18 protein-coding genes and 2 pseudogenes are annotated in these 16,536 nt (G+C 62.8%); 7 read left to right on the plus strand and 13 right to left on the minus strand.

All coding sequences use genetic code 11. From position 1 onward, the window contains the following. Positions 1–26: 26 nt before the first annotated feature. Both ACR9ZN_RS32280 and ACR9ZN_RS32285 read right to left on the minus strand, forming a co-directional pair. A complete protein-coding gene (locus ACR9ZN_RS32280; RefSeq protein WP_481274158.1) occupies positions 27–431 on the minus strand; it encodes a RidA family protein in 405 nt (134 codons plus the stop codon). A 405-nt stretch (positions 432–836) separates the two neighbouring features. Further along, positions 837–1,043 carry a hypothetical protein gene (locus ACR9ZN_RS32285; RefSeq protein WP_454813349.1) on the minus strand — a complete coding sequence of 69 codons (207 nt, stop codon included), beginning with the start codon at positions 1,041–1,043 and terminating at the stop codon, positions 837–839. Between ACR9ZN_RS32285 and ACR9ZN_RS32290 the strand changes: the two genes are divergently transcribed. Beyond that, on the plus strand, positions 1,042–1,176 hold the full coding sequence (locus tag ACR9ZN_RS32290; RefSeq protein WP_454813350.1) for a hypothetical protein: 135 nt from the start codon (positions 1,042–1,044) through the stop codon (positions 1,174–1,176). The two genes, ACR9ZN_RS32285 and ACR9ZN_RS32290, sit on opposite strands and share 2 nt — an antisense overlap. A 120-nt stretch (positions 1,177–1,296) precedes the next feature. On the opposite strand, the gene ACR9ZN_RS32295 is transcribed toward ACR9ZN_RS32290, so the two are convergent. The 3 genes from ACR9ZN_RS32295 to ACR9ZN_RS32305 all read right to left on the minus strand — a co-directional run bounded on the left by ACR9ZN_RS32295 (position 1,297) and on the right by ACR9ZN_RS32305 (position 4,116). Next, the gene (locus tag ACR9ZN_RS32295; protein ID WP_481274159.1) at positions 1,297–2,856 is read right to left on the minus strand and encodes a RimK family protein; all 1,560 of its coding nucleotides are present in this window, start codon (positions 2,854–2,856) and stop codon (positions 1,297–1,299) included. A gap of 126 nt (positions 2,857–2,982) precedes the next feature. Then, positions 2,983–3,465 carry a GNAT family N-acetyltransferase gene (locus tag ACR9ZN_RS32300; protein WP_434955686.1) on the minus strand — a complete coding sequence of 161 codons (483 nt, stop codon included), beginning with the start codon at positions 3,463–3,465 and terminating at the stop codon, positions 2,983–2,985. Positions 3,466–3,708: 243 nt separating this feature from the next. Continuing rightward, a complete protein-coding gene (locus tag ACR9ZN_RS32305; RefSeq protein WP_454816725.1) occupies positions 3,709–4,116 on the minus strand; it encodes a rhodanese-like domain-containing protein in 408 nt (135 codons plus the stop codon). Positions 4,117–4,901: 785 nt separating this feature from the next. On the opposite strand from ACR9ZN_RS32305, the pseudogene ACR9ZN_RS32310 reads away from it, so the two are divergent. The 4 genes and pseudogenes from ACR9ZN_RS32310 to ACR9ZN_RS32325 form a co-directional block, all read left to right on the plus strand. Continuing rightward, positions 4,902–5,039 (plus strand): annotated as a pseudogene (locus tag ACR9ZN_RS32310) (ATP-binding cassette domain-containing protein); the annotation flags it as partial. Positions 5,040–5,117: 78 nt separating this feature from the next. After that, positions 5,118–5,279, plus strand: a pseudogene (locus ACR9ZN_RS32315) (sugar phosphate isomerase/epimerase); the annotation flags it as partial. 381 nt (positions 5,280–5,660) lie between these two features. After that, a complete protein-coding gene (locus ACR9ZN_RS32320; protein WP_454813352.1) occupies positions 5,661–6,068 on the plus strand; it encodes a hypothetical protein in 408 nt (135 codons plus the stop codon). Between the two features lie 293 nt (positions 6,069–6,361). Then, positions 6,362–7,222 (plus strand): hypothetical protein, encoded by an 861-nt coding sequence (locus ACR9ZN_RS32325; RefSeq protein WP_481274160.1) that lies wholly within the window; start codon positions 6,362–6,364, stop codon positions 7,220–7,222. Between the two features lie 51 nt (positions 7,223–7,273). Here the strand turns inward: ACR9ZN_RS32325 and ACR9ZN_RS32330 are convergent, their stop codons facing one another. From ACR9ZN_RS32330 to ACR9ZN_RS32350, 5 genes are all read right to left on the minus strand, one after another. Then, the gene (locus ACR9ZN_RS32330; RefSeq protein WP_481274161.1) at positions 7,274–8,725 is read right to left on the minus strand and encodes a sensor histidine kinase; all 1,452 of its coding nucleotides are present in this window, start codon (positions 8,723–8,725) and stop codon (positions 7,274–7,276) included. Next, positions 8,722–9,396, minus strand: a complete 675-nt coding sequence (locus ACR9ZN_RS32335; protein WP_434955692.1) for a response regulator transcription factor — start codon at positions 9,394–9,396, stop codon at positions 8,722–8,724. Before ACR9ZN_RS32335 ends, ACR9ZN_RS32330 begins: the two co-directional genes overlap by 4 nt. Before the next feature lie 51 nt (positions 9,397–9,447). Beyond that, entirely contained in the window at positions 9,448–9,822 is a 375-nt protein-coding gene (locus tag ACR9ZN_RS32340; RefSeq protein WP_434955693.1) for a hypothetical protein, read from the minus strand. A gap of 113 nt (positions 9,823–9,935) precedes the next feature. Next, positions 9,936–10,568, minus strand: a complete 633-nt coding sequence (locus ACR9ZN_RS32345; protein ID WP_434955694.1) for an outer membrane protein — start codon at positions 10,566–10,568, stop codon at positions 9,936–9,938. A gap of 448 nt (positions 10,569–11,016) precedes the next feature. Further along, positions 11,017–11,238: a hypothetical protein gene (locus ACR9ZN_RS32350; protein WP_454813356.1), complete on the minus strand. Its 222-nt coding sequence runs from the start codon at positions 11,236–11,238 to the stop codon at positions 11,017–11,019. Between the two features lie 272 nt (positions 11,239–11,510). Between ACR9ZN_RS32350 and xylB the strand changes: the two genes are divergently transcribed. Both xylB and ACR9ZN_RS32360 read left to right on the plus strand, forming a co-directional pair. Then, the gene (xylB, locus tag ACR9ZN_RS32355; protein ID WP_454813357.1) at positions 11,511–12,968 is read left to right on the plus strand and encodes a xylulokinase; all 1,458 of its coding nucleotides are present in this window, start codon (positions 11,511–11,513) and stop codon (positions 12,966–12,968) included. Between the two features lie 103 nt (positions 12,969–13,071). Beyond that, a complete protein-coding gene (locus tag ACR9ZN_RS32360; protein WP_454813358.1) occupies positions 13,072–14,283 on the plus strand; it encodes a hypothetical protein in 1,212 nt (403 codons plus the stop codon). Positions 14,284–14,370: 87 nt separating this feature from the next. On the opposite strand, the gene efeO is transcribed toward ACR9ZN_RS32360, so the two are convergent. Genes efeO through ACR9ZN_RS32375 form a run of 3 tightly spaced genes read right to left on the minus strand, consistent with a single transcriptional unit; the run spans position 14,371 to position 16,534 of the window. Next, entirely contained in the window at positions 14,371–15,201 is an 831-nt protein-coding gene (gene efeO, locus ACR9ZN_RS32365) for an iron uptake system protein EfeO (RefSeq protein WP_434955697.1), read from the minus strand. A 41-nt stretch (positions 15,202–15,242) separates the two neighbouring features. After that, positions 15,243–16,154 (minus strand): Dyp-type peroxidase, encoded by a 912-nt coding sequence (locus tag ACR9ZN_RS32370; RefSeq protein WP_481274162.1) that lies wholly within the window; start codon positions 16,152–16,154, stop codon positions 15,243–15,245. Then, positions 16,154–16,534, minus strand: a complete 381-nt coding sequence (locus ACR9ZN_RS32375; RefSeq protein ID WP_481274163.1) for a Dyp-type peroxidase domain-containing protein — start codon at positions 16,532–16,534, stop codon at positions 16,154–16,156. The genes ACR9ZN_RS32370 and ACR9ZN_RS32375 overlap by 1 nt, the downstream gene beginning before the upstream one ends. Positions 16,535–16,536 lie beyond the last annotated feature (2 nt).

Consider the following 16,536-nt stretch of genomic DNA (forward strand, 5'->3'; position numbering starts at 1 on the left):
GTTGCGTAACTATACGTGCTTGCCGATCACGCATCGTCGTCGACGACGGCGATGGCGTCGACCTCGAGCATGTAGTCGGCGTGCGAGAGGGCAGCCACGCCCACCAGGGTGTCGGTGGGCTTGTGCACGCCGAACAGGGAGATCCGGCCTTCCTCGATCGGGGACAGGTAGTCCCGTTTGTAGTCGGCCACGAAGATGGTGAGCTTGGTGACCTGGTCCGGTCGTGCGCCGGCAGCAGCCAGGGCCAGGCCGATATTGGCGAAGACCTGCGTTGCCTGGGCGACCATGTCGCCGCGGCCGACCAGATTGCCGTGGGGATCTTCGGCGACCTGGCCGGCAATGAACACCAGCCTGCTCCCCTTCGACACGACGACATGCGAATAGGTCTGCGGCGTTGGAATGCCGTCCGGATTGATGCATTGCAGCGGCATCTTTAAAGTCCTTTCGGAAGGGGGATGGGACTTCGATCACACACAGAGGCCGGCGCCGCACGGGGATAGTCACCGCGTCGGAGGCCATGAAGCGCTTTTTCTCGCCCCGGAAACGGTGAGGCGAACGCCAGAAAACGGACAGCACCGTCGCGGCGAAACGGGTGTGTCGTTAATCTCTTTTTTCCTATATTTTCAAAGTGATGTGCAAGCTTGTCAAACTTGGCTGATTAGACGACACTTTAACACGGTCCGGACACCGATCAGACATGTCCTGGAAAGGTTTGCCGGGCATGATGCAACCCTCGCTACAAAGGGTCGTGTCATGTTCTATGCGTTGCTGTTCGCCTTGGCCTCGGCCTGCTGCCTCTATTATGTCAGCTATGACATCTGAAAGCGCCCGACCCATCACATTGGCGTAGTTTCTAGAGAAAAGTGCGGTTTCTTTGAATCACACTTTTTCTCTAACTCTTTGTTTTGACGCGTTTTCCCAATCGAAAAGTCGATTAACTTTTCAAAAAAACGCTCCAGCCCCGGCAACGAAACTTTACACGACAGACCGAGGCCGGAAGCATCGGGGACCGATACTGCATTCTCCATCTGGAGGAGTGCCATGTCGTTTCGTGCCAATGCCGTTTCGGTCTTTCTGCAGGGAGCATTGACGAGCGCCGCCGCCCTCCTGGCGGTGAGTGCGATGCTCGCCATGCTCATCATCGCCCTCCACGAAGGGGTGGTGCATATCCTGTAGCGAACGGCGCTGTCAGCCAGCGATGCCGGGTGCCGGCTGCGGCGGGCTTGTGGTCCGCTCGTGCCATGGCAGGCCATCGGGGGCGCGTTCGAGCCCCAAACGCCAGCGGCATTTGCCGCCTCAGGAACCGGTGTCGCGCAGATTGTGCACCAGCCGCGGCCTGGAGATCGCCTCGGACAGGAGCGCCGGTGCGGGCGGGCGATGACGGGCATCCACCAGGGCCTGGAAGTGCGACAGCAGCTTGCGATAGAGGCCCTCGCCGGCGGCGGCATCCTCCAGGCCGAGATCGATATTGGGATTGTCGTTGATCTCGATGACCACGACCCCCGATTTGGTCTGCTTGAGGTCCACGCCATAGAGGCCGTTGCCGATCAGCCTTGCTGCCCGCACTGCCGGTTCGATCACCTCTTGCGGCACCTCCCCGACCGGCACGGCCTGGGTGCGGCCTTCGGTATAGGCCCCGGCTTCGCCATGCTGGATGATCTGCCAGTGGCCGGAGGACATGAAATATTTGGCAGCGAAGATCACCTCGCCTGCGAGGATGCCGATGCGCCAGTCGAAGGGTGTGTAGACATAGTCCTGCACCAGGATGAGATCGGACTGCTTGAACATCGCGGCGGCAATTTCCTGAAATTGCTGCCAATTCTCGGCCTTCTTCACGCTGAGGCTGAAGGCGCCGTCAGGCACTTTCAGCACCGCGGGATAGGTCAACTGCGTCTCGAAGCTCGTCAGCGTGCGGCGAGTGAGGAAGAGCGTACGGGGCGTCGCGATACCGTTGCCGCCGAGAAGTTCGGACAGGAAGGCTTTGTTGGTGCAGCGCAGGATCGAGCCGGGATCGTCGATCACCGGCATGCCCTCGCTGGCTGCCTTGCGGGCGAAACGGAAGGTATGGTGCGCGATTGCCGTGGTCTCGCGGATGAACAGCGCGTCGAACTGGGTGAGGCGCGGATAGTCCTTCTTCTCGATCAGCTCCACGGCGATATCCATTTCCTGGCCGATGCGCACCATGGCCTGCAGAGTCTTCAGCTTGGAAGGCGGCAGGGGATCCTTGGGATCGTGCAGGATTGCCAGGTCCATGCGCGGGCCGCTGGTCGAGGGGGCATGGCGCCAGGGACGCCGGCAGAAGCGGGCAAGGCCATCGAGAAACAGGCTGTCGCGGGCCGGGTCGACGTCGCGCGGGTCGAGCGGACGCAGGGCGGCGACCTTCCAGCCGCTGCCGCCTTCCAGGCGCTCGAGGTCGATCGCCAACAGGGGACACCGGAACAGCTCGAAGCTGCGGCTGGCAAACTCGGGCAGACCGCGATCCTCGATGCCGCGATCGTCGACCTGGCCGAAAAAGACCTGGATCCGCATCGCCTCCACCGCTCGGGGTACGGAGGCAAGAGCGCCGAGGCAGCGCTCCAGGCCGGCAAGCTTCTGGGTCTGCACCGCCTTGACCTGAAGATCGGTAATCGCCTCCATGCTTGGCGTCACCCGTTCGCCGCGCGCCTCGGCGAGTAGGGACACGTAGTAGCCGATGCTGAGATAGGCATAGCTGCGGCATAGATTGATGATCCGGCGCGGCCGCTGCAGCAGGCTCGGTCCTTCCGCGATGAATTCCTGTGCGGTGATCACCCGGATGCCGGGTACGGACCAGCGAAAATCACTGGATTTTTCAACGATGATCAGTTGAGCGGGCATTGGCTGCTTTCATGAAAGGGAAGGAAGGCGCTCGGCGTTGCGGTCGTGCTTGCGCGTCTCTCCGCCGGCGATTTCGCAGCAGGCCGAAAGATGCATCCGAACAATGGTTTATGACTCCGCGCGTATCTATTGCAGCGCGCTTTGCCTCAGGCAGTCGTGGTCGATCAGGCGCTGGAAGCGAATGGCCTCGGCCCCGTCTTCGTAATAGTTCGCCACGCGCTTGAAGGGCCGAAAGCCGAGGCGGCTGAACAGGGCCTGGGCGGGGAGATTGTCGCTGCGCGTTTCCAGCCGCAGCAGATGAGCGCCGGTCCCGGCACTGCTGGCCATTGCCTGCTGGAGGAGCGCCTGTGCGATACCTTGCCGCCGGGCGCGTGGTGCCACGGCAAGGGAATAAAGCCGCGCGACGGCCGTGCGGCGGTTGGTGAGAATGACGCTGCAGCCTGTGAGGCCGGTGGCATCGTCGCTGACGATGACGAGGGCCGAGGGGCTGGTCAGCAGATGGCGCCAATCGCGGCGGCTGATACGATCGCCGGCGAAGGCCGCGTTTTCGAGGTCGATCAGGGCAGGAAGATCCGCTGAACTCGCCTCGCGCAGATAGGGTACGGTCATGTGCGACAGACAGATTGATATCGACAATGAACGCGAGGGTAGGGCGTTGCCGGCGCCTCAACAAATCAGGATTGCATAAGGAAACGAGTGTGCGCCCTGTTGCAGGATGCCTGCCATCATCCTGGAAACAGACGTTTTTTTGGCGCTCGACGTCTTTGATTTACGGCGTCAGGCCTGGGTCAATTCGGTGTCTTTCGGCAGGAAGGAGCAGGGGGAGGAGGGGGAGGCGGATGACGCTCGCCCTCATTTTCCGTCGTGGCCCTCGGGAAACTCGATGGGTCCGCCCGCCTTTTCCCAGGACGAGAAACCATCCTTGAGATGGGCCGCCTCGAAACCCATGTCCTGAAGCGTCGCCACCGTCAGGGCCGAGCGCCATCCGGAGGCGCAGTGGAAGACGAACTTCCTGTCCTGCCCGAAGACGTCCTTGAAATAGGGGCTTTCTGGGTCGACCCAGAACTCAATCATGCCACGGGGAGCGTGGAAGCTGCCGGGAATATAGCCTGAACGCTGCCTTTCCCGGGGATCGCGGATGTCGACGATGACCACGCCGGGATCGCCGACCATGGCGATGGCATCCCTGGTCTCGATTTCCTCGATGCGGGCGCGAGCGGCCGCGACCATCTGAGCCGACGACATTTTCAGCTTTCTCATGGCATTCCCATCCTTTGGTGACGATTTTTGAGATGATGAATCTGCCTGGGGAGCCATGACGTTCAAGGTGGTGGATTGCCGCGAGGCCGCAAGCATGCGCGATCGGCGCTGTCCTCGGCGCCAATTGCTTTCCCGCTCCGAACTCGGGGCGGATTCGGGCGGCACCACCACCATCGGATTCTCGCCTGGAGTGTAATTGTCCACCAGCGCGTAGCCCTCCGCGATGATCGCCTCGACGTTCTGCCGGGTCATCGTGACGTCAAAGGGCAGATGCGCCGCAAAGGGATCCCAGTCCGAACATACCGTACCGACTTCGCGCATCGCCTGGCGCGGCACCTGCAGGGAAAACCGCACCAGCCCCTCGAAGGCGGTGATCGAATTGATGAAGAGACCGCCCGGCATGCGGCCGAGCGTTTCGAAGCGGGCGGCCAAAGCCTCGCGTGCCGGTGAGGGGCGATAGCCGCAGCAGGAAACCTCCGGCGTCATCCCCTGGCCATGTGCCGCCACGGCGTCGCGAAAACCCTGGATACGTCGATCGGTGGCGTGTTCCCCGGCGATGCCGCCGAGAAAAAGCAGATCGGATGGTGCCGTCCGGCGTTTGCGCAGCCTGGCGATCAGCCCCTCGGTGAGGGCATCGGCGCCGCCGTAATTGTCAGTGACCACCGAGGGCGCATCGCTGCCGGGCAGATCGGGATTGACGCAAGGGATACCGGCGGCGCGGCATCGCCATACTGGACAGGCTGCTCGATCTCTTCCGGCTGATTTCACCGACTCGGCGCAAAGCGCTGGTCGACGACTGGGTCAAGGCCCTGGCCATTAAGGTCTCCAATCCCGACAACGCGGTGTCGATCTTGTCCGGCGGCAACCAGCAGCGCGTCGTGCTGGCGAAATGGCTGGCCACCAAGCCCAAGCTCCTGATCCTGGATTCACCCACGGTCGGTGTCGATGTCGGCGCCCGCGCCGGTATCTTCGCCATCATCCGCAAGCCGATCATCTCGGGCGGCTTCAAGGGCGGCATGGCCGTGGAGAGCTTCATCCATATGCCGCCGCAGCTCGCCTCCGCCTTGTCGGTGTGGCGCCCCGTCGCCAACAGCCGCGAGGAAATCCTGGCCGAGGGCCTGCCCTTCCTGCGCAACAAGGCCAGGCAGTACGGCCTGATCTAGGCCCGTATGCTGGATTGCCCGACAATGCGTCCTCCGATCTCCACCGGTCGGAGGATGCTTTTGTTTGTCCGGCAGCGTTTGGCCGTGTCCGATCGGCAATGCCGTGCCGACAGGTCTGCGAGCTGGATGGATGGGCGCAATGTCCGCGTAATACCCGCGGGCGATAGGGAGACATCGAAGGTTTCGGGTGATTCGCACCCTTTGCCGAAGGTGTCATCGTGGAAGACAGGCCATGTGTCCCTATCCCACCGCCGCCGAAGTGTCGTTTGGCCTTTGCGGACTGTATCTATATTCCCCACCCCTCGAATGTCTGGGCGACCGTCGGTTCAACTCACCGGCGAGGACTCGTCTCGGTCAGGTCTGACCGAAGGCCGGTGCGTCATGTCGGATCCGATCAGACTGAATTTCGATCGCATGCCTCGCCCCAACGGGCTGGCTGCAGCCATGGCGACAGCCGGCGTGGATGCTACCGCGCTTGCCCGCCGTGCCGGTGTGACTGCGGGCGATATCGATGCCTGGGCTCGCGGACAGCGCGACCTACGGCCGGCCATGGCCACGCGGCTCTCGGCTCATCTCCATACCACGGCCGCCGATCTGCTGATCGGGCTCGGCTGTGGCGAGCCGGCGCGGCCAACGGGCTTGCCGTCATGCGACGAGATCAGCGCCGGAGCCGCCAAGCCAGTCTGGCTGGAGCGTCTCGCAGGCCGCGGCAATCTGGCCGAAACTGTGCTGATGCTGTCTGCCGCTGCGCTCATGGGAATTGTCGGCTGCCTGGCCGTTCTGGATTAGCCAGCTTTCACCCAACGGCCTCTTCAGATGTCGAAGGTGACATAGATGAAGCCGAGTAATGCCAGCATGACGAAGAGCATGGCCGCAATGGTCAAGGTCCCACACCTTCCTGCGTGAATGACCACACCATAGCGGCGGGGTGTTTCCCTAGTTTTTCCGCTTTGTGAAGGGCTGCGCCTCTATGTCCACGGTTCTCCAGGGAACTGTCGGCCGATATGCGCGCTCCTATACCCCCAAAAGAGATCGGCGCGGTGGCGAGGCCTTTCGCGCAATCGATCCTGCACGGAGGGTCCATGTGGAAGTTCACGGAGCTCGCGGATTGGTGGAGCCAGCAGCAGACGGAATCCGAAGCGATCCTGGACAAATGGGTCGAGGATTCCAACTATAGCCAGGGTGCGATGATCGTGGGAGCCGGCACCAAGGCCTTGATGACTTTCGGTGCCGGGTTCGTCGATGTGCTGCGGCTTGGCGATGGTCTTGCCAAGGGCACCGCGGCCGGCGCCGGGCAGGATGGCTTGCGGCTCATCGCGATCCTGCCGGTCGGCAAGGCGGCGCAGATGCTCCGCTCCGTCAAGGGCGCCATCATGGCCAGGCTCATCGTCGACATCAATCCGAATGCCGGCATCTGCGCCTGGGTCGCATCGGCCAAGGCTCTCACGCAAATCGGCGCGAAGGTCGATGGCAAGCTCTTCGTCACGGTGGAAGACCTTGCCAAGGCCGCCGGCCTCGACATCGGCGCGCTCGGCGGGCTTTCCATGCAAGGAATGGAGAGGATTCTGACGCAACTCGGCGCGCGCTGCGGTGCCATCCGTCTCGTCAAGGTGGAGCAGGACGTCGCGCGCATGGTGGGCCATGATGGCAGCGTCGTGATGGTCATCGTGGAATTCGAGCGCTTTGGCTCGACGAACTATCATGCCTTTTATGCGTATCGCACGGCGATCGGGCAGTTGCGCTACATGGATAGGTCTGTGCAGGCGGCCACTACAAAAATCTACCAGAGCATCGCCGAGATCGCCAAGGTCTACGGTACTCCGGCGATGAAGCCGATCCAGGCCATGAAGATCGAGAACATGTTCGTGAAGACAGTGGCGCATGAGTTGCCGCGCCTGGTCCTGCCGGTGCTTGGGGTCGTCGCCAGCGAAGACAGGCGCTAATAGCCCGTCTGGAAATGCTGACGCATACGAGCCCTGAACAGTTGACGATCCTCAAGCCGCCGCGCGGAGCAGGGGCAGCTCGATACGCACATGTGCGCCCTTCCAAGGACCGTTGACGATTGCGATGCTGCCGCCATGCAACTGCGCGATCTGGCGGGCGAGGTTCAATCCAAGCCCGGCGCCGCGCGAAAGCGGGTGCAGGCGATAGAACGGCTCGAACACGTTCTTGTGCTCCTCGGCGGGGATGCCGGGCCCTTCGTCGCGCACCTCCAGGCCACCAACTTCGTCGAGCGCCACCGTGATGGTGCCGTGACCGCCGCTATGCTCGATGGCGTTGCGGATGATGTTGGCGAGAGCCTGTTCGACCTGCAGGACGTTGGCTTCGACCTCGACCTTGCCGTGCGGCGGTTCGAATGCAAGGTCGTAGCCGGCCTCGATGGCGAGCGGCGCAAAATCGGCGGCGACGCGGCCCGCGAGTTCGGCAAGGTCGACCACCTCGCGATGGTTGGCGGGACGATCGAGCAATTGATGATCGAGCAATTGCTGGGCTAGATGCGAGAGGCGCTCGATATCCTGTCTCAGCCGCAGGCTCTGCGGTTCCTCCTTCAGCAATTCGGCCCGCGTGCGCAGAATGGCGATCGGCGTGCGTAACTCATGGGCTGCGTCTGTGAGGAAACGGTTGTGCCGGTCGAAGCCCTGGGCAAGGCGGGCCAGTGCCTGGTTGAAGGCGTGCACCAGTGGCACGATCTCCTGGGGGACGTTCTCCACCGGCAATTGCATGGCGCGCGTGCTGACATCGATGCGTGCGGCCTGGCTGGCCGTGCCGACCAGACCGGTTAGGGAGCGGCGCACCACGGCCGGCGTCGTCACCAATGTGGTCACGCCCATCACGACGATGATCGGCACCAGGAAGATGGCAAGGCCCACGAGGATGCCGGGGATGACCCGTGCCCAATTGGCGCTGCCGTCCGGGTTGCGGGCCATGTCGACCTGGGCGGAAATGTTGATGATGAAGCCGTCGGCTTCGGACCGTGAGTGCAGGGTGGAGGTGACGATCTGCACCGGGCCGGCCTTGGTATCGATCTTCTGCACATAGGCTTCCGGGCGCATTTCCTGCCCGTCGTTCTTGCCGGCGAAACCGATATTGGCGTGATCGACCGCCCGCAGCAGGTCGCCGAGATCGCGGTCATAGTCGGGAGGAACCGAACCCACGCGCAGGCTTTGTCCCGCCTGGTCGCGGATGATGTACCAGACATAGGGATATTCGGTGCGGAAGTCGGCCAGTTCCTTGGTATCGTTGACGATGAGCTTGCCGTCCTTGTCGCGCTCGATCGCTCCGGTAATGGCGGCAACCGCCGCCTCGTTGTCGACCATGAGCTGCGGATTGGCGACAGACAGCGCGATGATGAACAGCACGATGAAGGAGACAAGCATCGCCGCTTGCAGCAGGATCAGCCGCCGCACCAGGATCCATTGCAGGGAACGGGCCCGCGCCTGCTTCACGAGGCGGCCCGAAGCAGATAGCCGAGATTGCGGATGGCTCGGATCTCGATGCCCGCCGCAAGGTCGTCCAGCTTGCGGCGCAGGCGCGAAATATGAGCGTCGAGCGCATTCGAGCCGATTTCATCGTCAAGGGCATAGACCGCCTCTTCCAGCGTGCCGCGCATGACGGTGCGCCCTGGCCGCCGGATCAGAGTCTCCAGGACGAGACGTTCACGCCGCGGTAGGTCGAGGGGCTGGTCGTCGATCAATGCCTCGCGATGGCGGAAATCATAGGTGAGGCGGCCGACCACCGCCTGGTCCGCCCGCAGCGTATAGGGGCGGCGGTGCAGGGCACGCAGGCGGGCGACCAGTTCCTCGGTGGCGAAGGGCTTGCCCATATAGTCGTCGGCGCCGGCATCGAGCCCCGCGACGCGGTCCTGCAGGCTGCTCATGGCGGTGAGCGCGATGACCGGAGCCTCCACATGCAGGGCGCGCAGGCGCGGAATCAAGGTGAGGCCCTCGCCATCGGGCAGGCGACGGTCGAGCACGATCGCGTCATAGGCGCCGTAGCGAGCCATCGCCTCGGCGTCCGCCAGGTTCGAGGCGTGGTCGACCACGACGTCCTGGCGTTCCAATGCCGTCTTGAGCACGGAAGCCATTTCCGGTTCGTCCTCGATCAGCAGGATACGCATGGGACCCTTTGTCCGTCTTCGGTTCGGGCCGGTCTCAACAGGGAGGCCGGACTACTCGCATTCCAGGCTTGGCTTGCGGAAATTGGTGATGAGCCAGCGCTCGCCTGCGGCGCGGGCATAGAAGGTATAGAAGCATTCCTGCCGCTCGACATAGCCGGGCGTTTCCGTCGTCTCGACATCGCTACCGCGCCGGGTCCGGCGGACTTCGCTCCTGGCGGTGCCCGGCACCACGTTGGTGGAAACCTTGCGCCACTGATAGGCGCGCTGGCCAGGTCCGAGATCCAGTATGCTGGTTGGCGGTCCATAGTCCAGCATCACCGTCTCAACCGGACCGCCGACATAGTTCTTCATGACGGCGGAAGCGCAACCCGTAAGCAGCAGAACGCCTGCGGCGAGCACGACAGGGAAGGCGCGACGAAAAGACATTGATGATTCCAGACTATATTTGGCTCTAGAAGCCGAAGATTGCGTCGACATTACGAGGAGCCGACCGGATCCGACTTGTGGCCGGATCCGGTCGGGGACCCCAACAGCGATCACTAGAATCGGTAGTTGAGGCCCGCTTTCAAAGCGTGGCTGCCAATGTCTTCCTTGCCATGCCCGAAGGACGAACGTGTCTTCAGGCCAGGGGTGCGGACATAATTGTATTCGACCTTGAAGGAGACGGTGTCGGAGAAGGCCTGCTCGACACCGGCGCCCATCAGATAGCCGGTCTTCCAGCCGTCCCTGACACGCGCGCCGTCGGTGCCTTCGAATTTGGTGAAGGCGAAGCCGGCCGTGCCGTAGAGCAAGGTGCGATCGAGAGCGATACCGGCCCGGCCCTTCAACGCCGCACGCCATTTCTCCTTGATCTTGCCGCCCCGCACGCGGCGTTCGGCACCGCCGAGATTGGAGCCTTCGATCTCGGCGCCGATGACGGCGGGTCCAAGGCGCATGTCGTGACCTGCCTGCACGCCCAACTGGAGGCTGTTGCCCTTGGCGAAGGGGTTGGCCGACTTGGCCGATGCCGCGCCGACATGCACGCCGACATAGGAGCCACTAAAGGACGTAGGCGGGGGCGGCGCGTAACGGGAGGAAGTATCATAATAATCTTCGGCCCAGGCAGGACCGCAGCCGGCCGCCGCAAAGGCCAGCAGGCCTGCCGCGAGGGGGGTGAGCAATTGCGTACGCACGTGTCTACTCCACTGCACGCGCTTGCGGCTGCGGGGCAATTGCCCGTGCGGACCGATGCGCGGATTGTCGGGTTTGGAGCCATGTCTCCGATGAGGGAGCGGCTCCTTTCGGGCTGTCTTTCGTCGGCGATGACGGCCTGCCGAGATCGATGCATTCGGCGATGCACCGGCATTGGCAAAAATCGCAGGGGCTCTCTAGCCAATCCATCAGATTGGCTTGGAAACAAAGAGCTAGAACATGCAGGTGTTCATGCCTGAATGCGTTTTGCTCCCAAGAAGGAAAAGGCCAACGGAGGTTTGCCTCCTCTGGCCTGCATCGATTCGACCGCCTGAAAGACATGAATCATCATAGGGGCGAACATTGCGCCCACATTGCGCTATTAATATCTTTCAGATAATTATGTATTTTTTAAATGAGACTATTGGTATTTACGAATGTTTCATAAATTCACTTCTTCGGCATATGTAAACTAAAGGTTATTTTTTGCTTTCCTGCGAGTTGTAAGTGAATGCCTTTGCGCCCAATGCGGTCGGCATGAGGCTGACAAGCCGGATCATGCGGGACGCGATGTGCCAATATCGCCAGGTTCCCCGGAGCCGGGTCGAGTGCGAAGAGCAGCCGGTCGAACCAGGGAAAATCGTTGGTGTCGCCAAAAGGGGAAACCAGCATCGTGCCCGTTCGTCATGCGGCGACGAAAAAAGCATCAGGGGCTGTAGGGCGTAGGTGCCCTGGCCAGGACGGCGAATGGCGTCGCCGTCTACAGCCCCTGATGGAAGTCGGGGTCCACGAGCCCCTTGCATAGGTCAGATGCAGTGACACGGCCGTGAAACTCATGGTTTACCTTTGGGTGATCATTGTCATGTCCGCTTCGACGCGATGGGGCTTGCCCCGGCTTTTGTGGCGGGCGCATGATCGGCCAAACAGATTCTTTGGAGGAATGCGTGTTTCTCGGCATCGATATGGGTACCTCGTCGATCAAGGCGCTACTTGTGGATGGCGAGCAGCGTGTGGTCGCCAGCCATGACGTTGCGCTGACGGTACAGCGGCCTCATCCCGGCTTCTCGGAACAGGCGCCCCAGGCCTGGGTGGAGGCGGTGATATCAGCTGTCGATGCCCTGAAGACGACCCATCCCAAGGAGGTCGCCGCGGTCGAGGGCATCGGTCTGTCGGGCCAGATGCATGGCGCCGTGCTGCTCGGGGCCGATCATCAGCCGCTCCGGCCGGCGATCTTGTGGAATGACGGCCGCTCGCAGGCCGAATGTGCGGAATTGGAAGCCAAATGGCCCGATCTGCGTGCGGTGACGGGCAACAAGGCGATGCCGGGTTTCACGGCGCCCAAATTGCTGTGGGTCGCCCGGCATGAGCCAGCAATCTTCGCTGCGACACGCCTCGTGCTGCTGCCCAAGGCTTATATGCGCCTGGCTCTGACCGGCGAGGCCATCGAAGAAATGTCGGATGCGGCCGGCTCGCTCTGGCTCGATGTTAACAGGCGGGACTGGTCGGATGCGGCGCTCGCCGCCACGGGCCTGTCGCGCGAGGCGATGCCGCGCCTGGTCGAGGGCTCCGAACCTGCAGGTCGCCTTAAGGCCGATTTTGCGGCGCGCTGGGGCATGGCCAAGGCCCCCCTGTTCGCCGGCGGCGCAGGGGACAATGCCGCCGGTGCGGTGGGGCTCGGTGCCATCAGGCCTGGCTCGGCCTTTCTCTCGCTCGGTACCTCGGGGGTGCTGTGGGCGACAACCGACCGCTTCCTGCCCAATCCCGCCCATGCCGTGCATGCTTTTTGCCATGCCGTGCCGAAGACATGGCACCAGATGGGCGTGATTCTATCGGCCGCCTCGAGCCTCGCCTGGATCGCCGGCGTGCTGCAGACAAAGGAGAGTGCCTTGCTGGCCCCGCTCGGCGACAAGCCGGCGGCACCGTCGCCGGTGCAGTTCCTGCCTTATCTTTCCGGCGAACGCACGCCGCATGACGATGCCGCCATTCGCGGCGCCTTCACCGGCCTCGCCCATGAGAATGGACGCGATGCCATGGTGCAGGCCGTGCTGGAAGGTGTCGCCTTTGCCTTCGCCGATTGCCGCGATGCCCTGGCGGCGGCGGGAACCGTAATTGCCGGTGCCGACGTGATCGGGGGCGGTTCGCGTTCACGCTTCTGGCTCGAAATCCTCGCTAATGTCCTGGGTTTTCCGGTTTACCGCCTGGCGGATGGTGAAACCGGCGGGGCTTTCGGCGCGGCGCGGCTGGCACGGCTGGCCGTCACCGGCGAAGACCCGCTGGCGATCTGCACACCGCCGCACCGCGTCGAGACCATCGCTCCGGATCCAACTCTCGCCCCCGCCTATGCCGAAGCCTTGGTGCGCTGGCGCGCGCTCTATCCGGCGCTGCGATCGGCGACCGGCTGAAGTGCTTTGCCGCAGGGCGAGCGCAATTTTGCCGCCTTGTGCCGTAAGCTGGTTTGGAATGGGCGCTCAATTCCGCGGCGCCGTTGGGATGGCAATTCCGTTGATGCGCACTCTGCTCCTGGCGTTCGTTCTGGTGGGCTTTTGCTTCGCTCCCGCTGCGGCGCAGAATTCTTCGTCTCCATCACCTCCGCAGCCGGCGCTGCCGGCCTCCCCGCCGCCACCGCCCAGGGCCAGGGCCCTGCCGAGCGCAGCCGACATCAAGCTCGCCGCGACCATCGTCTTCTTCTACGTGCGCAACGATCTTGCGACGGTGCCGGATGTCTTCGCCGCTCTGAAGGATTCGGAAGCGATCGCGGGTACGGGCTTGTCACGCGCGACGCTGGCCGGCTTTTTCTCGATGCTGTTCCTGCAGAACCGCGCGCGCGTGGAAGGCTGGATCGGGGCCGGGGCCGATTATCCGGCCGACAGCAAGTCGGTTCTCATCTTCGCACTGTGGCAATCGGGCAATACCGACCTGATCGCTTCGCTTTTCCATGAGGAACCCGGCTTTCTCAGGGACAAGCCCGGTAATCTCTACACTCTGGCGCCGAGCCGGCCGGTGGAGATGGATCTCAAATGGGGTGCCTTTTTCGCGACGGGCAATCCCGGCTTCCTCGCAACTTTGGTCGATGCGCTCGATCCGCGCAGGCCATTAAGTGGCAGCAACGAACTCGACAAGTCGATCCGCATCAATGCGGTGCAAGGCCTTGCCTATAATGTGCGCCAGCACGAGGTGCTGGAACGCTATCTGGTGCAGCGGGCCGAAGAGGCCTCGGGCTCCTACAAGCAAGCCCTGGATACCTTGTTGGCCAGCAGAAGCGCAGGCTTCAGGCCGGCCCCGGACCGTGACGGTGATTTTTCGGGTACCATCGCCATGCTCAAACTGCCGGATAAGCCTGCGCCCGGTGGCGGCGCCCCCGAGGCAACGGCCCTGAGCGGGGAGATGCCGCAGGCACGGCGGGGCGACACTATCGGCGTGACCATGCTGTTTTCGGGCATGGGTCTCCAGAAGGATCTCTCCGCCGATGTCAGCTATGACATCAAGGTGACAGGGCCCGATGGCTCGGTCGATCCCCGTTCGGCGCAGCAAGGTGTGACGGCGCTCAAGGACAAGGTCGGCGGCCGATTCAACCTGGTCGACAGCCGCTCGACTCTTTCCATTCATTTCGAACCGGACGACAAGCCGGGCCCCTATCGCATCGATGTCCTGCTCAAGGACAATGTCGGGGGGCGCAAGGTCGCGCTGACGCGCTCGATCGAGTTGCTCGACAAGTAAGGCAAACTCGGTCGGGGGCTATTTTGGTAGTGGCCGGAGAGGCGGGCCCGAAGGCCCGCCGCCCGACAGAGCATTCTGCTCCGGATTTCAGTTCAAACCGAGCGTGCCGCGCAGCTTGGAAAGATCTTCCGCGAGTGTCGTGATCGGACCCTGGAGGGCCGTACGATCCTCGGGCGTCAGCTTGTCGTAGGTCTCGTAGCCATCCTTGGTCTTGTACTTGGCCAGGATCTTCTCGACGGTTTCGAAATTTGCGTGGATCTTCTGCGACAGGTCCTTGTCGGCCTTCACCGTGAGCGGGTGGAGCAGCTCGACGATCTTCCGGGCGCCGTCGACATTGGCCTTGAAGTCCCACAGATCGGTGTGGCTGTAGCGATCTTCTTCACCTGTGATCTTGGTGGCACCGACTTCCTCGATCAGTGCCGCAGCGCCACCCACCATCTTCTCGGGCGGGATGGTGAGGCCGGCAATGCGCTTTTGCAGGTCCACGACATCGGCATTCAGCTTGTCGGCGAAGGAGGCGAGGCCATCGGTGCTCTTCTTTTCGAACAGGCCGTATTCAAGGCGATGGAAGCCGGTGAAGCCGTCGTCGGCTTCCTTCTTCTCATGGTCGTCGGCGCGGGAATCGATGCTGCCGTCGAGATCGGAAAAAAGTTCGGCGACCGGCTCGATCAGTTCGTAATGGACGCGGGTCGGTGCGTAGAGGGCCTGGGCCTTCTTCAGATCGCCGGCCTTGACCGCGGCCGTGAACTTGGCGGTATCCTCCACCAGCTTCTTGACGCCCCTGGAGATGAAGACCTTGTAGTCGGCCACGGGCTGAACCAGGTCCAGCGGGGAGACGGCCGGCGTGTTTGCGCTGGCGGTCGTGGCAAGGCCGATAACCGCAGCGCCCAACAGCATGCGCCATTTGAGATGTGCCATGTTTTTTCTCTCTCTCTTCAGTTCAAGGTTGAAGGATCGGTTCAGGCCGTCTCCGCCAGCAGGGATTGGCCAAGAAATGCTGTCTTGTCGGGAATGCCGGGCAGGATGAAGAAATAGCCGCCGCCGACCGGCTTGATGTATTCCTCCAGCGGCTCGCCGTTCAGGCGTTGCTGGACGGTGGCGAAACCGGCTTCCAGATCGGATTGGAAGCAGATGAAGAGCAGCCCCATGTCGAGTTGGCCCGATTTGGTGATGCCGTTGGAATAGTTGAAGGGGCGGCGCAGGATCAGGTTCTTGCGCGAATCCGGCGTGCGTGGATTGGCCAAGCGAATATGGGCGTCCAGCGGTGTGCGCTTGCCTTCCGGGTCGTCATGATAGGTAGGGATGTCGGCTTCGACCTTCATGCCGAGAGGAGCGCCATTCGGCTTGTGCCGGCCCATGATGGCTTCCTGCTCGCCGAGCGGGGTGCGGTCCCAGCGCTCGACGAAATTGCGGATGATGCGCACCACGCCATAGCTGCCGCCTTTCGCCCACGCAGGCTCGGGGGCACCTTGCTGGATCCAGACGAGGCGGTTCATCTCGGCCTCGTCCTTGTGGTCCGGATTGGCCGTGCCGTCCTTGAAGCCGAGCAGATTGCGCGGTGCCGACTGGGTTTCGCCGGCGGCACGCGGCGGCGGCACGAAGCCTTCCTGCTTCCAGCGCATCATCAGAAGATCGGGCGTGTTCTTTACGATGTCGCGTACGGCATGCAGATTGCTGTCGGCGGTGTTGGAGCAGATCTGGAGCATCAGATCGCCGTGGCACAGGTCGGCCGACAGTGCGTCGTTGGAAAATTGCGGCATTTTGATCAGTTGCCGCGGCTTCTTGTCGGCGAGCCCGAAACGCTGGTCGAACAGCGAGGCACCCACGCCCACAGTGATAGTGAGATTGTCCGGGGAGACCACGGGCCCCATCAGCCCGGAATCGGGGGAGGAAACTTGGGATCGATTACCGGCGGCGTGCCACCCTGGGTCAGGAAGGCGATGCGATCGGTGAGGACGCGGAACAGGCGTTCGAGATCGGTGCGCGTGGTGGCGAGGATGTTGAAGGCAACCACCAGTCCCATTGGCGGTCGGTCGGTGGTGATGCCGGCCTGATGGGTCCCGAGATAGCTCACGCGGTCGCTGAGGTGGCCGGTTGAACCGGCTTCCTCGGCGGCCGCCTGCTTGCCCGGCAGGGTGGCGAGCAGAGCGCCGCCGCCGGCTGCGCCGAGGCCCAGCAGCATGGAGCGCCGGCCGGGGGAGCTTGGGGCATCAGTATCGGATTGGGGCGGATAGGGGGTCTTGTCGGTCATTG

It is taken from the genome of Labrys sp. HAY1-8F, from assembly GCF_056754975.1.